We start from the raw sequence: 15,051 nt of genomic DNA, 5'->3' as shown, positions 1-15,051 counted from the left end.
TATGCCAACATTTGATCCAAACAATGCATTGATGCAAGACGCAGTAAACGGAAAGGTCCCAACTGAACAAGGTACTCTAGTTTTAAAAGAGTTTATGACTCAATCTGCTGTTACAAAACTCGCAAAATATGAAGAAATGACTAAGCCGGAGAAAGAATTCACATACTTGGCTTCTGGACCAGGGGCTTACTGGGTTGGAGAAGGCGAGAGAATCAAAACTTCTAAGGCCCAATGGTTAACAGCAAAAATGATTTCAAAGAAATTGGGTGTCATCATCCCTGTTTCTAAAGAATTCTTGCGTTATACCATCGCTGATTTCTTCACACAAATGCGCCCGGCTATCGCTGAAGCCTTTGCTATTAAATTCGATCAGGCTGCGTTATTCGGTGTCGATTCACCATTTGGTCAAGGTGTTTCTGTATTTGAAAAAATCAAGGAATCTGGTAACACTGTTGCTTTAAACTCACTTGGCAACCTATATGACGAGCTTAATGGAGTAATGGCGTTAGTTGAGGATGCGGATAAGGATGTAAATGGCTTTACAACAACACGCCGATTCCGTCAAAAACTTCGTGGTACTAAAGACGGTAACGGGCTTCCAATCTTCAACGATGCAACAGATGGCGCAACACAACAGGCTCTTGGTCTTCCGATCGGATATGTTGATTCTAAGTCATGGGATTACGAAAAAGCGGCATTACTTGCGGCTGACTGGAATTATACGCGCTACGGCATCCCACAAGGTATGGAATATAAAGTCTCTGAGGATGCAACACTGACAACAATTGTTGATGCTGACGGCAACCCAATCAACTTGTATGAGCGTGACATGGTTGCTCTTCGTGTGACTCAGCAAGTCGGTTTCATGACATTGACTGATGATGCGTTTGCAGCTATTGCTCCAGCAACGGAGGCGTAAGCGTATGGGATACACATCTAAAAACTATAAGACAAATAACGGCGACAAATTGGTGATCGGCGGCGAATTAGAAATTAAATCAGGCGCAAAAGTGACCGGCTTTCCCGGTTCGACGCCTGCTGCTAAAAGTATTACTTCTGAGATGATCGGCGATGGAGAAGTGAAAAACATCAATATCGGTGACGGATCTGTTCAGAACCGAAACATTGGAACTGGCAGTGTGCAAAATGCCAATATTGGTGCAAAGGCTGTTACGTTAGCCAAACTTGGTGATGATGTAACTGCCAAACTCACTGATATTGAAAACCGTCTGAAAGCACTGGAAGGAGGAAGCGCGTGATATGAAAGCATCTAACGGTTCCAAAACAATAGAATGCACTGAAAAGGCTTTTGAGGTGGTTTATTCTCATATTGGCTTTAAGAGAGTGGATGAGGTCAAGAAGCCAGCTGCCGATCTTCTTGATATGACAGAGGCCCAGCTGCAGAAAGTAAACAAAGATGAGATTATTGCTTTTCTGAAAGAGAATGAATACGAGTTTGATCCCAAAGCGCCTAAAGACGAACTGATCAGGATTGTCTTGGGGGAAGAGTAGGTGATTCAGTGGACATCGGACAAGTAAAGCGAATGACAGGGATTAAGACAGATAGACATGACGAATATTTGTCTGAAATAGTCCCTAACTTGATTGAGTATGCCAGTGACTTTTGTAATAACAGTTTCGATCCGGAGGCTTTGCCAGCTGGCGTGAAGCTTTTTGTTGCGAAGGCTGCAGAATATAATATGACTCCTTCTGGACTCTCGGGAAGAAACATGGGGGATGTGTCGTATTCGTACAATACAGAATTTCCTCGGTACATCACAAAACACCTTACGCCATATCGAAGGCTGAGAGTTAAATGATTTATGAGGAATTCCCCCACGAAATCACGTTTCAGCGGATGGGCAAGGTGCCAGACGGCGGCGGAGGTTATGAAGAAGGTTACGTTGACTACATCACAACAGAAGCTTTAGTCAGTGGCGTCAGTTCCCGAGAATATTATCAGGCTCAGCAGCTGCAAAACCCGGTTGAATGCAATGTGTATTTCCCTTATCGGACTAATATCGAGAAGACAATGAGGATCATTTATGAAAACAAAATCCTTATTCTCAAATCAGAGCCAATTGATCAAGGTGGCATGCATGAAGTCTTGAATCTTAAATGCCAGGTATCGGGGGTGCTGGAGTCTGATGGCAAGAGTTAGCGGCAGATGGATCCGGCAAATGCGCAGAGCGACTGAAGAGTTCAGGAACAATGTGATTGAAGAAGCCAAACGGATTGTAACTGACACGGCCGAGCTGATTTATAGCAACGCCGTTTTAAATGCTCCAACTGCTATGATAGACGGCGGGAACTTGAAAAATTCAATAGAAGTTGACTATCGTGACGGCGGCTTAACGGCCGTTATTTCTGTTGGTGCTGATTATGCAATTTATGTCGAATACGGTACCGGAATCTATGCGGAGGACGGAGGCGGTCGGCAGACTCCTTGGATCTATTATGACACCAAGCTTAACCAATGGGTTATGACGCGGGGGATGCGGGCCCAGCCGTTTTGGAATCCGTCTATTGAGGAAGGTATGCGGTATTTCGCCAGTCAAATGTGATAGAAAGGGGCTGTCATTATGCGGTCAGCCATGTGGCTGTTGCAAACGGCTATATTTCAAAGGCTATCAACTGATAAAGAGCTGAATGCACGCGTCACTGGTGTGCTTGATGCAGTCTCAAAAGATCAGAAAAAGCCATATGTAACAACTGGCGATGATGACGTTTCGCCATTTGAAACAAAAACGTCTAAAGGTGAGATCATCAATGTTATTCTCCATTGCTGGAGCGATTATAACGGCAAAAAAGAAGCGATGCAGATCCTTGATTTGATGCTGCAAGCCATAACCAGAGAGCCCCTAGAAATAGAGGGCTTTTCTTTATGCCGTTCTGAGATGCGCGGCATGCAGGTGATCACAGACATTGATGGTTACACGCGGCATGGCATTCTCAGGATGCGATACACAATAAACAATTGAGAGGATGAAGAAAATGTCACAATTATTGAATGGTAAAGATGAGATTTATTTCGTTCAGCCGATGGATGCACAAGGCACAGAAGGGCTGTTCATTGCCTTCCAAACAGAAGGTTCACATACAAAAGAACAGGACACGTTGGATGAATCCACAAAGTCAGGCCGTATTGTCGGTTACGGAACAAAAAACGAATCTTTTGAGCTGACTTATTATGCTGCTGTTTCAGACCCGGGACAGGAAGCAATTGAGACAGCTTACGACAATGAAAAGGCAATTAAGGTCTGGAAGGTCAATAAAAACAAAAATAAAAATGATAAACACAATGCTGTCTATGGTCATGCAATTATTGAAAGTTTGGAATTCAGTCAGCCGCAAGATGGGTTTGTTGAAGTTTCGATAACTCTTCCTGTACTCGGAAAAACATTTAAAGGTGAATTGCCCCCTCTGCCGGACGAAGTGTTAGCAGCAATTGAATCATCCGCCGGCGCGACTAAATTTGAGGACTTCGGCAACACAACTACACCCTAAGGCGCCCCAAAATCTATCGTTCACGGCTACGACTGACAGTGTGACCGTGAAATGGGATGCGGTAGATGGGGCATCTTCATATAAGGTATACAGGGGAGCGAGCAAGCAACTGGACGCAACTGTCACAGATACATCCCACACCTTGAAAGATATTACAGCTGATACGAAACTGACGATCAATGTCTCTGCTGTGAACATCGCGGGCGAATCCTCGATGACTGAAATTGTTACGCAAACACAAGCGGTTACATCTTAAAGTACCCCCGCACAAATAAAGAAACATAGGAGCTCGGCTGTTGCTAGGGCTCTTTTTAATACGAAAATTTGGAGGTTTTATTTAAATGGCTCACTTAACAATTGACGGAAAAGATTATGCTGCGCGCTGTGATTTTGCATTCGATAGAACAGCAAACGAGAAATATGCGAAAGAAGATAAAAACGGTGACAAATCAGGCGGCACATTAACGATTTACAACAGCTTACTTAATGATGATGCTGTTTATCTTTCTGCTTTTTGGGATTGCGCACTTGCTCACTTGAAAAAAGGCAAACCGTCTGTTGAACAGATCGAGGATGCTATTGCAAAGATCATTGAAGAAGATGAAACTGGAAACGCCGTTGATGAGATGGTGAAAGAAGCTTTTAACACACTGGATTCAGCAGGTTTTTTCAAAGGAAAGATCCGTCAGCAATGGAAGATGATGAGCAAACTGTCGAAACCGAAGAAGGTCAGCCCGAACGAGACTCCGGAAATGGAAGCGAAGCGTCTAGAGGAAGACGAAATGAACAAGGGCATGCTGAAGACGATGGAGGAAGCCTACAAAGAGAAGACGGGATCGACTATCTCCAAGTAATTGAAAATGCAGCTCGTTGGATGGGTGTCTATGACAACGATGTCATTATGTCATGGACTCCAAACGAGTATAAACGGAAGCTAAAAGCAGCCAAGCTGCGTGAAATTGACGAAATAGAGTTGTTGGCGAGAAATGCTATGTTTCATCGCTATGCATTAAACGAAAAGAGACCAAAAGAATCAAAGATGTTTGACGCTAGAAAAGCGCGTAGAGAGCTTGAGCGGTCTCTGACAAGCGAGGAAAACAAATGGCGTGAATCAGACGTAAACAAGCTTGGTCCGAGAGCGAAAGGCGTACAGATGTTAAATGACGCTGTGCGGTCTTATTTCGGAAAACAAACCAAAGAAAAGAGGTGAGGACATGATCGAGAGGCTTACTGCTGTTATAGAAGCTCAGACGCAGAGGTTCAACAGAAGTATGGACCGAGTCAATGACATGATGCGGCGCATGGCTGATACTCATACTGTTGAAGTCGAAGCGGAAATTGCAAGCTTCCAAGCGCGAGTTAGACAAGCTGAGCAGCAGATCGATAACTTTATTCATCGGCACGAAAGAACCCGAGTCGATTTAGACGCAGACTCTGACGACGTACAAAGGGCCGTATCAGCCGCACGAGCAGAACTTGCATCATTGCCCAACCGGGTAACAACCAATATTAACGGGAATACATCAGATTTAACTCGTGCAGTCGCTACTGCACAAACTGAGACGAGATCCTTACCGAATAGAGTATGGATCTTCATTGAAGCCCGTACGGATCGATTCGAAAACTCAATGAATCGTCTTGCGAAAATCACTAACTCTGTTTCAACTGTCATAGGTCATTCGCTTGCTGGGGCTTTTACATCTGCATTGCCTGCAATTTCTCCGGTTCTTGCCAGCATAACTGGGGCAATTGGTGCCTTGGGCCCTATGCTCGGAGTGGCAGCCGGCGGAGTTATGGGGTTAACCAGTGCATTTGCAACAGCGGGAACAGGTGCGGTGGCTTTTGGAGCCCTTGCTGTGACTTCCATAGGAGATGTATTTAAAGCATCTGAAGACCTTTCAAAGCTGCAAGAGAAGCTGGATAATGCTACAAATGCAAAAGAGCGCGCTAAAATCATGGAGCAGATCAATAATCTGCAAAAATCTCTTGGAAAAGAAGAGAAAAAAGCGCTGGACACATTGGAGGACTTCAAAAGCAACTGGCATGATATTGCTCAATCTGTACAGAAACCGATTTTAAAAACGTTCACGAGCTCGCTGACGACGTTTAAGGGCGTTCTGAATAGTTTGAGACCTATGTTCAAAAGCGTGGCAAATAGCGGCGTTACATTAGCAAAAAGCATGAATGCGGCGTTTAAAGACACCGACATGCGACGCTTTATAGATTACATGAACAAAAACGCTGGTCAGGCCTTCGTTACGTTTGGGAAAATAGCCGGCAACGTCCTCAGAACAGTTATGAATCTGATTGTTGCTTTTGGACCTCTTGGAAATGACATGTCGGCCAGTCTGGAAAAGGCCACAGCTTCATGGGTGAAGTGGTCAGCCAATTTAGGTTCTTCGAAGAAGTTCCAAACGTTTATTGAATATGTCAAAACAAACGGTCCTAAATTATTGCAGATCATTAGAAACTTTTCGGGCGGTCTTACAAAGCTGTTTACTGGATTCGCCCCTATGTCTCAGGACATGATGACATCCCTTGTCAACATGACTAAAAGGTTTAATGAATGGGCCGGCAGCGTCACGAAAACGAAAGAATTTCAGTCGTTTATTGACTATATTAAAACGAACGGTCCGACTGTTTGGAGTACGATTGGTGAAATCGCCAAAACAATCATCAATTTGCTTGTTGGTATGGCGCCGTTAGGGCAATCCATCTTACAAACGGTAAATGGATTTTTAAAATTCACAAACGCAGCAATGCAAGCTAACCCTGCTATCGGGCAATTCATTGCGGTTGGCATTTCATTGCTGGGTGCATTAAGAGCGATAGTTCCTGCGATTGCCGCAGTTAGTGCAGTAACAAATGGATTTAAAGATTTTAAAGACGCTGCTCAATACTTGCGTGGGTTCAAAGATACAGCTGCCGGCATTAAGTTGGCCGGGTTGATAACTCAATTAAAAGGAGCCACTGCAGCTATCGGTCGATTCATCGCAAAATACACGGTCATGGCTGCTCAAGCCACAGCAAATGCAGTTAAAATGGCAGCATCTTGGACAGCGATGAAAATCTCTGCTCTTGTATCTTCCCTAAAGAGCGGCATAGTTCAAATGGGTTTGTGGATCAAGAATATGACTGTTATGGCGGCGCAGTCGATTGCACAGGCAACACGAACGGCAACAGCATGGACAATCATGAAAATAAGCTCTTTTGTAACTTCCCTTAGAGCTGGGATAGTGCAGATGGGACTTTGGATCAAACAGATGGTTGTCATGGCTGCTCAGTCTGTGGCACAAGCGGCACGTATGGCAGCGGCGTGGACGGCAGCACAAATCAGCTCATTTTCATCTATGTTGGCAGCTGGAATCAAACAGATGATTGCTTTCGGAGCGCGTCTGGTTGTCTTAGCGGCTCAGGCGGCTGCAAACGCGGCGAGAATGGCAGCATCTTGGGTCATTGCTATGGGTCCTATTGGATGGATCACAGCGGCTGTAGTAGCTTTGGTTGTCCTGATCATTGCGAACTGGGATAAGATCAAGGCTTATACAATCAAAGTCTGGGGCGTTGTTTCTAAATGGCTTTCATCTGCTTGGACAGGGATTAAGAATGCGGCTTCGAAAGTATGGTCAGCTCTTGTCACGCTTATAAAGGCAAATTTCGAGTTGCAAAAAAAGATCGTCATGACCGTCTGGAATGCCGTAAAATCATTTGCTTCAAAAGTTTGGAACGGAATCAAAAACACCGTCACAAACATCTGGAATGGTTTGAAAAATGCAGCGTCAACAGTGTTTCTCTATATGAAAAACCAGATTGCAAACAGAATTCTAGCAACTAGAGAAAAGATACTCAGTGTCTGGAATGCCATAAAGAGCAAAGTGTCTGCGATATGGAATGCACTAAAATCTGCAGCATCAAACGCTTTTTTGTACATGAAGAACCAAATAGCAAACCGGATTTTGGCGACACGTGAAAAAATACTTAGCACTTGGAATGCAATTAAGAGTAAGGTTCAATCCATCTGGAACGGGATAAAATCAGCGGCGTCAAATGCGTTCCTCTACATGAAAAATCAGATCGCAAATCGCATAATTGCCACCCGGGAAAAGATAGTGAGTATTTGGAACGGCGTGATGAAGTTTTTCAAAGGAATCAACCTGAAAACCATTGGCCGCAATATTATCCAAGGCCTGATAAATGGTATCAGTGGCATGGCGGGGGCATTAGCTAGAAAAATTAAATCAATGGCAAATGCGATTCCTAATGGCATGAAAAAACTTCTAGGAATTCACTCGCCATCAAGAGTTATGCGCGATAAGGTCGGTTATCACGTCGGCACCGGTATGGCAGCTGGTATTGATAAATCGCAGGCCAAAGTGAAATCGGCTGCAGCCAGTACGGCTAAGATTGCACAGAGAGCGGCTGCGGTGGAAGTGAACAATAAAGTAAGCAGTACAATGATTAGTTTTGAAGCCCAAAACACTGCTGTAGATACTTACAGCAAGATGCTTCAGACGATAGAAAAGAAGACAACTCTTCAAAGCTTCGATATAGGCAATACGGTTTCTACTAATATTGCAGCGGGGATTCAGTATGGGATCAATGCAGTTCAGAATGCAATAAGTACAATCGGTAATGCGATGTATATCGAAAAGAAAGATATGAATCTTGCTTACGATACATCCATATCTAGAAGTGAACTTGGCGTTGTTAGAAAAGAGTTGAGTGCAGATGTCAAAAACCTTGAACTGCCCGAAAGAACTATCGTTATTGAAATGGACAGCAAGAAAGTCGGGCAGGGCGTAGAGAAGCCTGTAACAGACGCGCAAAGAAGATCAAACAAAAGGAGGGTGAGATTTAATTGATCAACTATCAGGAGCTTTTGCCTAACCAATGGAAAATCACATTCAATGGGATCGATATTTCACCCTTCTTTTATGTGAAATCAACCACTGGGCGGGGAGTAATGAGCCGAGAGGTAAATACAGCCACGATCGGGAACCGTCCGGGCGGTTTCTATCGTGGCACTAGACTACCAATTAGAACGATAACGATAGATGTCCTTTTTGCTTTCAGCAGTGAAGAGGAATTGAAGAAGAAACAAGAGGAACTGACTTATATTCTGCATGCAGAGGAGCCGAAGCCACTCATTTTCCATGATGAGCCTGACAGAACCTATTATGCAATTTTTGAGAGTGTTTCTGAAGGCGAAGAAAAGGATGGCTTTCAACAGGCTACATTGACCTTTATCTGTCCTGATCCAAAAAAGTATGGAGCGGCTTCGGAATCAGAACTGAATGCCGGGGTGCAGGTTTTCACAAACCCGGGGTATGCGGAGATTGAACCAAAAATCGTATGCGTTTTTAAAGAGGGGGCCTCTTCATATGAGGTGGCTCTTTTAAATGGTGATGAATCTGTTTCTAAGACAATAAAAGTCGTGTACAACTTCATTGCCGACGATACCCTCATTATTGATTCAGCAAAGAGAAAAGTGACATGCAGCGGTAAATTGATCATGACTGCTCTGCAAATACAATCTGAGTGGTTCACGTTGCCACCAAAAGTACCAACAAAATTGAAGTTAAGCCACGCAAGCAGCATCAAATTCGATGAGGCTTATTTGTAAGGAGGTCCGTTAATGGCTGACATGTATATTCTTTCACCAGATGATCAAGTCCTGACAGTGCTGTCCAGCGACGGACAAGAAGCGTGCAGATTTTGGGATGCCAAATACAAAGAAGAGCTGAATAAAGGCTCTTCTTTTTCTTTTGTAGCAGATGCTTCCCATCCTGATGCGCGCTATTTGTTTGAAGAGAATCAGCTTGTTTTTAGGGATAAAGACGGCATTCTCCGATTGTTTGTGATTAAGGAACTTGATGATACAGACGAAAACTCAGAGGTTAATACACTCGTAACATGTGAAGCTGCCATGATGGAGTTGGCGGAAACGTTTGTGAAAGACTTCCGGCCAACTGACAAAACAGCACAATTTGTTTTAGACAACGTGCTTGCTCGTTCTCGTTGGGTGGCGGAGGTAAGCGCTGAACTTGGTAAGAACTCTACTACGTTTTATAAGAAAACAGCTTTAGAGTGTATTGCTGAAGTGATAAACATCTGGGGCGGCGAGCTTCAAGATTCTATCGAATTTGATGGAAACAAGATCACAAAGAGAATTATCAAGATATTGCCACGACGAGGAAAAGACAGCGGGAAACGCTTTGAGATAGATAAAGATACAGAGAATATTAAAAGAACAGTCATCAGCTACCCATTGACAGCTCTTTGGGGATATGGTGCCTCTATCGCCTCAACAGACGAAGACGGAGAGGAAACGGGCGGTTATTCGCGGTTTATCGACTTCTCGGAAGTAGAGTGGAAGAAATCAAAAGGTGATCCTGTTGATAAACCACTGGGGCAGGAATGGGTTGGCGATCCGGATTTATTAAAAAGGCTTGGACGCCTTAAAAATGGTGAATTGATCCACAGAGAAGGACAATATAACAATGAAGATATAACTGATCCAGCGGAGCTTTTAAAAGCCACATACAATCATCTCATTACGACAGCATCCAAAACTGAGGTGAATTATGAGCTGTCAGTTCAATTGCTTCAGAATGTACCAGGTTACGAGCATGAGCATGTTGAGCTGGGCGATACAACAATTGCCATTGACCGAAACTTTGCTATTCCGATAGAAACGTCGCAGCGCATCATATCAATGGAATATGACATCACAGATCCAGACAATACCTGCGTTGTAGAAATAGGGCAGTTTTTATCGGTGCTCCAAGGTGATGATCGGATTGATCAGATAGAAAATGTACTCGACAAGAATCGTGGTACTTGGGAGAGGAAGCCAGACGCCGGCGAAGTCACTGACGGCAGTTTCCCGGATAAAAAACCACCAGTACCTAAAAATGTTGAAGTAAAGTCAATGTTTCAAAATATCACCTTAACATGGGACTATGATCCATCGAGTTATATTGCTGCCTATGAAATTTATGCTTCTCAGATCAAGGGGTTCACACCTCTAACAGAAAACAGGATTTTTCGTGGGAAAACAAGCGGATATGAGCATTTTACAGGCGTGAATGAAGTTTGGTATTACCGCCTTCGAGCAATCAATACAAGAGGCACAGCAAGCGATTTTACAGATGAGTTCTCGGCCACTACCCAGCGAATACTGACTGATGATATTTTATTTGGTGCAGTAACAGCAGACCGATTGGCAGACTTGGCGGTCACGGCTGATAAACTGGCACGCAACTTTGACCAAGGCAATATTTTCCCGGGCTCTCTTTTAAAGGCGAAATGGTTTTACGATTACTCATATACCTCTCATACAGTAGAGGAAAAAGAATTTAACGAAATGACGGTTTCTCAGACTCAATTGACTGATCAATTATTTTTTGGTGTTTGCGGGCTAAGGATAGCGCCGAATAATATTCAAAGAATGAAACTTGAGGAAGGTAAAACATACACTCTTTCTTTTGAAGTGAAAAGAAATAACACAACTGATCTGAACTATATTCATCTTAAAGAAACGAATTCATGGTACAGGATAAGCGGCACAGATTTATCGGACATTTCTTCCTATCCTTCTGATCAGTTTGTCAGGGTTAATATTAAATTCACAGCTCCTACGACAAGCTCTGTATATACAATAGGCATCGGCGGTCTTAACCAGAACGACAATACAGAGTTATGCTCGTTCGTCATTCGAAAATTGCAAGTTCGCGAAGGCGATACGATAAAGGAGTATGGGTACAGTCCTTATGACACACAACTAACCGACAGCGTTATTGACGGTGATTACATCCAAGCCCTTTCTATCGGATCTGCTCATATACAAGAGGCAGCTATAGGAACAGCACACATCCAAAAAGCTGCCATTACAAGTGCGCAAATTGCTGAGGCGGCAATAGGAACAGCAGCAATTCAAAACGCTGCTATTGCAAAAGCTCATCTGAAAACAGCGATAATTGATACAGTCCATATCATTGACGGAGCCATTACAAATGCCAAGATCGGGAGCCTGTCAGCTGACAAAATAAATTCTGGCACGATTAATTCTATTAATATCACAGGTTCACTAATTAAAGGCGGCAAATTCCAAGCGTTGAACACAAATAACAACTTCGATTCTTATTTTGATGGAGACAAGCTTTATCAATATAAGAGATCAACAGCTAGCGGAACATATGCAGAATACACCGCGACGGAAATAAATTCCTCCCTTTTTTATCAAGAATCCGGTGTAGATTATCAAGACGGGAGCGGGAAAGACGTATATCGAAGTGTTTCAATTAGCGATGGCAAAGTTTCTGTTAAGGGTGCAGGAGAATATAATAACGTGAATGATTTGGCGGTTGTTGAAATGTACGGAGATTTCACGAAATATGGTTATGGAGCGGGTAAAATTGTCATAACGAATACTACGACAGCAAACGTTCCAAAAGACATTTTTACGTTAGAGGGGTACCGAAAAGGTATAGATGTCAATGATCAGTACAACGCTAATTTCACGAACAGAGCCGTTATTTCTGGAAGTTCTACGTTATTAAGTTTACAACCTCTAAACTTTGAAACGGTTGTTGGCGGAGGAATCCGCATGAGATCCAAAAAACGAACTGTATTCGAGGGCGCGCCAGTAGAGTTGCCTAAAAAATCGACAGTTGTAGCAGGTGACGACAAATCTGCGACGCCTATAAAAATTATGGGCGGTAATGTTTCGAAACTTGTTACGGATACACATGGTGCGTTACAAAACGGGTTGTGTTTGTGTGTCACAGAAACAAGTATAGTTCTATCACAAAGTACCGGAGCGCATTCGTATGGTTCTAGATATGTTGATTTCATTGAAGGTGACTATAACAACGTAGAAAATATATTCGGCGTATTTGCACAACCGTATGGCCCAAAAACAAGTAACGTAACCGCGGGGGTTGAAAACCAAACATCTAAAGGGTTTACAGTCTACGTGAGGGGAACAGGTGCAGCTGATGTGGCTGGGTTAAATGTTACAGTTAGGTTGCTTGTACTTTATGAACGAGTATAGGAGATTTTTTATATGATAAACGTTTTTGATATGCACCCACACGCTTATTCATACATTGAGGGATTGGAAGTGACAGAGCGGGGAGACAGTTTCGCTCTTTCTGCTTGCGCCAATTACGAGAATGGCTTTGATGAACCTTTTCAAATGAAGGATATTGAATTCGATGTGGTACCTGACACAGAGAGGCCTGTGGTCTATGGACTGCACATTGTCCTTATAAAAGAGACACAAAAAATGGAATATAAACTCTTTCGGAGGATCGCGGATGAAGATGGATATAATTACGATTATATTGATAGCACAGAATACCGTTTAATGAAAAATATTCTAAGTGTTACCGTTTACCCGAACGGAGAAACGGCAGGAACATTCTTCAAACATCAGAAAAAGGAGTTGGAACAATGAAACTGGAGCCAATCGACATCCCCCATCAAAATGATGAGAAGACTACTGAAGAACAGATGAAAGAGCAAATACTAGATTTACAAAGAATGTGTAATGTTTTAATGGTGAATCAGTCCTAATTTCGGAGGGAGGACAATGGAAGGACGGAGTGCATTTTACAACTTTTTTGAAGATTGCTGGAAAAATGGAACTGTTTTAACAATTGAGCTAAAAACACACGTTCAAACAGGACGAATTACACAAGCTGAATTTGAAGAAATAACAGCCCTTGAGCGCGGAAACGCTTATCCTGATCAAACAGAATAGGAGAATCAATATGGAAGAAAAGAGACCAAACGAAATGGATTTAGAAACGAAAGCGGAGCTATTCGAAAGAAAAGCGGCAGGCTATCGCCAAAACTGGATGAATGCTGAAGATATTCTCATGACATATCAGTATATGTCAGAAAAAGATAAGCAGCTTTTAGTGGAAAAAGAGCAAGAAATCCAGCATCTGAAGGAGCATATTGAGAAGTTAGAAAAGAACCTCAACAACTTGAAAGGTCCAGTAAAACTAAATCATCAGAAAAAATAAGCGGCAGAGAAGCGGCTTTTTTATTTTGCCTCTAAGGAGGTGATAACAAGAAATGGAGGAAACGACTGTGTTTATTAATTTTGAAACATTAGATTTAGCGAGAGTGTATTTGTTTGGAGGTGTGAAATATCTTGATTTACTCCTTGTTCTCAGCATTCTTGACGTAATAACAGGCGTCATCAAGGCTTGGAAATTTAAGAAGCTGCGGAGCCGGAGCGCATGGTTTGGTTATGTCCGGAAAATGCTTAGTTTTTCGGTGGTCATTGTGGCAAATATCATAGATACAATCCTCAATCTGAACGGCGTCCTAACATTTGGAACCGTTCTTTTTTATATCGCCAATGAGGGCCTTTCCATTACGGAGAATCTGGCGCAGATCGGCGTTAAGATTCCGGCAGCCATCACTGACCGACTTCACGTAATCGAAAAGGACAACGAACAAACAAAAGAAAAGGATGAACAGGCTGCTGGATAAAACCAGCGGCTTTTTCTATATCAAAAATAAAGGGGAGAATACTTATGACAATCACAGTGAAAAAGAATCTTGTATCAAAAGCTAAATACGGTTTGAAATGTTCGAACCCAATGAAGGCGGAATACATCACTATTCACAATACGGCAAACGACGCATCAGCTGCCAATGAGATTAGTTACATGATCAACAATACAAATTCAACAAGCTTTCATTTTGCAGTCGATGACAAAGAGGTACGGCAGGGAATCCCTACAAATCGTAACGCATGGCATACAGGAGACGGAACAAACGGTACAGGAAACCGTAAATCTATCGGCGTTGAAATCTGCTACAGCAAGTCAGGAGGGCCTAAATACTATGCTGCTGAAAAGTTGGCTATCAAGTTTGTGGCGCAGCTTCTTAAAGAACGCGGCTGGGGTATTGATCGTGTCCGCAAGCACCAAGACTGGAACGGCAAGTATTGCCCGCACCGTATTTTGTCAGAGGGAAGATGGGATGAGGTTAAGGCCGCCATTGAAAAAGAATTGAAAGCGCTGTGCGGGAAAACATCTTCTAAACCGTCATCATCTGCGCTTAAAGTTTCTGGGGGCACTTACACAGTCAAAAAAGGTGATGCTCTTTCTGTCATTGCACAGAAAACAGGCGTAAGTATGGCAACCTTGCAAAGCTTAAACGGTATCAAAAATCCGAACTTGATCAAGGTCGGCCAAGTATTAAAGCTCAAAGGCTCAAGCACTTCAAGTCCTAAACCAAGTAGCAAAAAAACGTCATATGCGCTGCCTTCCGGAGTTATTAAAGTGACAAGTCCGATGACGAAAGGCACGAAAGTAAGACAGGTGCAAAATGCTCTGGCGGCTCTTTATTTCTACCCAGACAAAGGGGCGAATAATAAAGGTATTGACGGTGTGTATGGTCCGAAAACAGCAGATGCAGTAGAAAGATTCCAAAAGATGAACGGATTGACGCCTGACGGAATCTATGGGCCGAAAACAAAGGCGAAAATTAAAGCGAAATTGAAGTAATATAAAAAGGCCC

At 43.0% G+C, this 15,051-nt stretch carries 19 protein-coding genes; all 19 read left to right on the top strand.

The window, feature by feature from the left end; all coding sequences use genetic code 11:
* The first annotated feature begins 1 nt into the window (after window position 1).
* Window positions 2–919, top strand: coding sequence for a phage major capsid protein (locus tag AAGG74_RS07835; RefSeq protein WP_429675007.1), 918 nt, complete (start codon window positions 2–4; stop codon window positions 917–919).
* 4 nt (window positions 920–923) lie between these two features.
* Window positions 924–1,259 (top strand): hypothetical protein, encoded by a 336-nt coding sequence (locus AAGG74_RS07830; RefSeq protein ID WP_429675006.1) that lies wholly within the window; start codon window positions 924–926, stop codon window positions 1,257–1,259.
* Window position 1,260: 1 nt separating this feature from the next.
* Window positions 1,261–1,512 carry a hypothetical protein gene (locus AAGG74_RS07825; RefSeq protein WP_162103256.1) on the top strand — a complete coding sequence of 84 codons (252 nt, stop codon included), beginning with the start codon at window positions 1,261–1,263 and terminating at the stop codon, window positions 1,510–1,512.
* Window positions 1,513–1,520: 8 nt separating this feature from the next.
* Window positions 1,521–1,820, top strand: a complete 300-nt coding sequence (locus AAGG74_RS07820) for a phage head-tail connector protein (protein WP_162103257.1) — start codon at window positions 1,521–1,523, stop codon at window positions 1,818–1,820.
* On the top strand, window positions 1,817–2,161 hold the full coding sequence (locus AAGG74_RS07815) for a phage head closure protein (protein WP_429675004.1): 345 nt from the start codon (window positions 1,817–1,819) through the stop codon (window positions 2,159–2,161). The genes AAGG74_RS07820 and AAGG74_RS07815 overlap by 4 nt, the downstream gene beginning before the upstream one ends.
* Window positions 2,148–2,564 carry an HK97 gp10 family phage protein gene (locus tag AAGG74_RS07810; RefSeq protein WP_429675003.1) on the top strand — a complete coding sequence of 139 codons (417 nt, stop codon included), beginning with the start codon at window positions 2,148–2,150 and terminating at the stop codon, window positions 2,562–2,564. Before AAGG74_RS07815 ends, AAGG74_RS07810 begins: the two co-directional genes overlap by 14 nt.
* An 18-nt stretch (window positions 2,565–2,582) precedes the next feature.
* Window positions 2,583–2,981, top strand: a complete 399-nt coding sequence (locus tag AAGG74_RS07805; RefSeq protein WP_429675002.1) for a DUF3168 domain-containing protein — start codon at window positions 2,583–2,585, stop codon at window positions 2,979–2,981.
* A 13-nt stretch (window positions 2,982–2,994) separates the two neighbouring features.
* The gene (locus AAGG74_RS07800; RefSeq protein WP_429675001.1) at window positions 2,995–3,507 is read left to right on the top strand and encodes a phage major tail protein, TP901-1 family; all 513 of its coding nucleotides are present in this window, start codon (window positions 2,995–2,997) and stop codon (window positions 3,505–3,507) included.
* Complete coding sequence (locus AAGG74_RS07795) at window positions 3,449–3,763, top strand: fibronectin type III domain-containing protein (RefSeq protein ID WP_429675000.1); 315 nt, start codon at window positions 3,449–3,451, stop codon at window positions 3,761–3,763. Before AAGG74_RS07800 ends, AAGG74_RS07795 begins: the two co-directional genes overlap by 59 nt.
* A gap of 85 nt (window positions 3,764–3,848) precedes the next feature.
* Window positions 3,849–4,361, top strand: a complete 513-nt coding sequence (locus AAGG74_RS07790) for a tail assembly chaperone (protein WP_162103263.1) — start codon at window positions 3,849–3,851, stop codon at window positions 4,359–4,361.
* 360 nt (window positions 4,362–4,721) lie between these two features.
* Window positions 4,722–8,369, top strand: a complete 3,648-nt coding sequence (locus AAGG74_RS07785) for a phage tail protein (RefSeq protein ID WP_429674999.1) — start codon at window positions 4,722–4,724, stop codon at window positions 8,367–8,369.
* Complete coding sequence (locus AAGG74_RS07780) at window positions 8,366–9,130, top strand: distal tail protein Dit (RefSeq protein WP_429674998.1); 765 nt, start codon at window positions 8,366–8,368, stop codon at window positions 9,128–9,130. Before AAGG74_RS07785 ends, AAGG74_RS07780 begins: the two co-directional genes overlap by 4 nt.
* Window positions 9,131–9,142: 12 nt before the next feature.
* Window positions 9,143–12,562: a phage tail spike protein gene (locus AAGG74_RS07775; protein ID WP_429674996.1), complete on the top strand. Its 3,420-nt coding sequence runs from the start codon at window positions 9,143–9,145 to the stop codon at window positions 12,560–12,562.
* 12 nt (window positions 12,563–12,574) lie between these two features.
* Complete coding sequence (locus tag AAGG74_RS07770; RefSeq protein WP_429674995.1) at window positions 12,575–12,967, top strand: hypothetical protein; 393 nt, start codon at window positions 12,575–12,577, stop codon at window positions 12,965–12,967.
* The gene (locus tag AAGG74_RS07765) at window positions 12,964–13,086 is read left to right on the top strand and encodes a hypothetical protein (protein WP_429674994.1); all 123 of its coding nucleotides are present in this window, start codon (window positions 12,964–12,966) and stop codon (window positions 13,084–13,086) included. Before AAGG74_RS07770 ends, AAGG74_RS07765 begins: the two co-directional genes overlap by 4 nt.
* 16 nt (window positions 13,087–13,102) lie before the next feature.
* On the top strand, window positions 13,103–13,273 hold the full coding sequence (locus AAGG74_RS07760; protein WP_121591683.1) for an XkdX family protein: 171 nt from the start codon (window positions 13,103–13,105) through the stop codon (window positions 13,271–13,273).
* Window positions 13,274–13,283: 10 nt separating this feature from the next.
* On the top strand, window positions 13,284–13,541 hold the full coding sequence (locus tag AAGG74_RS07755; protein ID WP_429674993.1) for a hypothetical protein: 258 nt from the start codon (window positions 13,284–13,286) through the stop codon (window positions 13,539–13,541).
* 52 nt (window positions 13,542–13,593) lie between these two features.
* Entirely contained in the window at window positions 13,594–14,016 is a 423-nt protein-coding gene (locus AAGG74_RS07750) for a phage holin family protein (RefSeq protein ID WP_429674991.1), read from the top strand.
* A 44-nt stretch (window positions 14,017–14,060) separates the two neighbouring features.
* Entirely contained in the window at window positions 14,061–15,038 is a 978-nt protein-coding gene (locus AAGG74_RS07745) for an N-acetylmuramoyl-L-alanine amidase (RefSeq protein WP_429674990.1), read from the top strand.
* The last annotated feature ends 13 nt before the right edge of the window (window positions 15,039–15,051 follow it).

Source organism: Bacillus mexicanus (assembly GCF_050445615.1).
Classification (GTDB): domain Bacteria; phylum Bacillota; class Bacilli; order Bacillales; family Bacillaceae; genus Bacillus; species Bacillus mexicanus.
The sequence above is the reverse complement of the archived record's forward strand: the minus strand, read 5'-3'. Positions and strand labels throughout refer to the sequence as shown.

Excerpts from the sequence above, each read along its gene's own strand:
- AAGG74_RS07835 (WP_429675007.1), top strand. The coding sequence starts at position 2 with ATGCCAACATTTGATCCAAACAATGCATTGATGCAAGACGCAGTAAAC.
- AAGG74_RS07830 (WP_429675006.1), top strand. The coding sequence starts at position 924 with ATGGGATACACATCTAAAAACTATAAGACAAATAACGGCGACAAATTG.
- AAGG74_RS07825 (WP_162103256.1), top strand. The coding sequence starts at position 1,261 with ATGAAAGCATCTAACGGTTCCAAAACAATAGAATGCACTGAAAAGGCT.
- AAGG74_RS07815 (WP_429675004.1), top strand. The coding sequence starts at position 1,817 with ATGATTTATGAGGAATTCCCCCACGAAATCACGTTTCAGCGGATGGGC.
- AAGG74_RS07810 (WP_429675003.1), top strand. The coding sequence starts at position 2,148 with ATGGCAAGAGTTAGCGGCAGATGGATCCGGCAAATGCGCAGAGCGACT.
- AAGG74_RS07805 (WP_429675002.1), top strand. The coding sequence starts at position 2,583 with ATGCGGTCAGCCATGTGGCTGTTGCAAACGGCTATATTTCAAAGGCTA.
- AAGG74_RS07800 (WP_429675001.1), top strand. The coding sequence starts at position 2,995 with ATGTCACAATTATTGAATGGTAAAGATGAGATTTATTTCGTTCAGCCG.
- AAGG74_RS07790 (WP_162103263.1), top strand. The coding sequence starts at position 3,849 with ATGGCTCACTTAACAATTGACGGAAAAGATTATGCTGCGCGCTGTGAT.
- AAGG74_RS07785 (WP_429674999.1), top strand. The coding sequence starts at position 4,722 with ATGATCGAGAGGCTTACTGCTGTTATAGAAGCTCAGACGCAGAGGTTC.
- AAGG74_RS07775 (WP_429674996.1), top strand. The coding sequence starts at position 9,143 with ATGGCTGACATGTATATTCTTTCACCAGATGATCAAGTCCTGACAGTG.
- AAGG74_RS07770 (WP_429674995.1), top strand. The coding sequence starts at position 12,575 with ATGATAAACGTTTTTGATATGCACCCACACGCTTATTCATACATTGAG.
- AAGG74_RS07765 (WP_429674994.1), top strand. The coding sequence starts at position 12,964 with ATGAAACTGGAGCCAATCGACATCCCCCATCAAAATGATGAGAAGACT.
- AAGG74_RS07760 (WP_121591683.1), top strand. The coding sequence starts at position 13,103 with ATGGAAGGACGGAGTGCATTTTACAACTTTTTTGAAGATTGCTGGAAA.
- AAGG74_RS07755 (WP_429674993.1), top strand. The coding sequence starts at position 13,284 with ATGGAAGAAAAGAGACCAAACGAAATGGATTTAGAAACGAAAGCGGAG.
- AAGG74_RS07750 (WP_429674991.1), top strand. The coding sequence starts at position 13,594 with ATGGAGGAAACGACTGTGTTTATTAATTTTGAAACATTAGATTTAGCG.
- AAGG74_RS07745 (WP_429674990.1), top strand. The coding sequence starts at position 14,061 with ATGACAATCACAGTGAAAAAGAATCTTGTATCAAAAGCTAAATACGGT.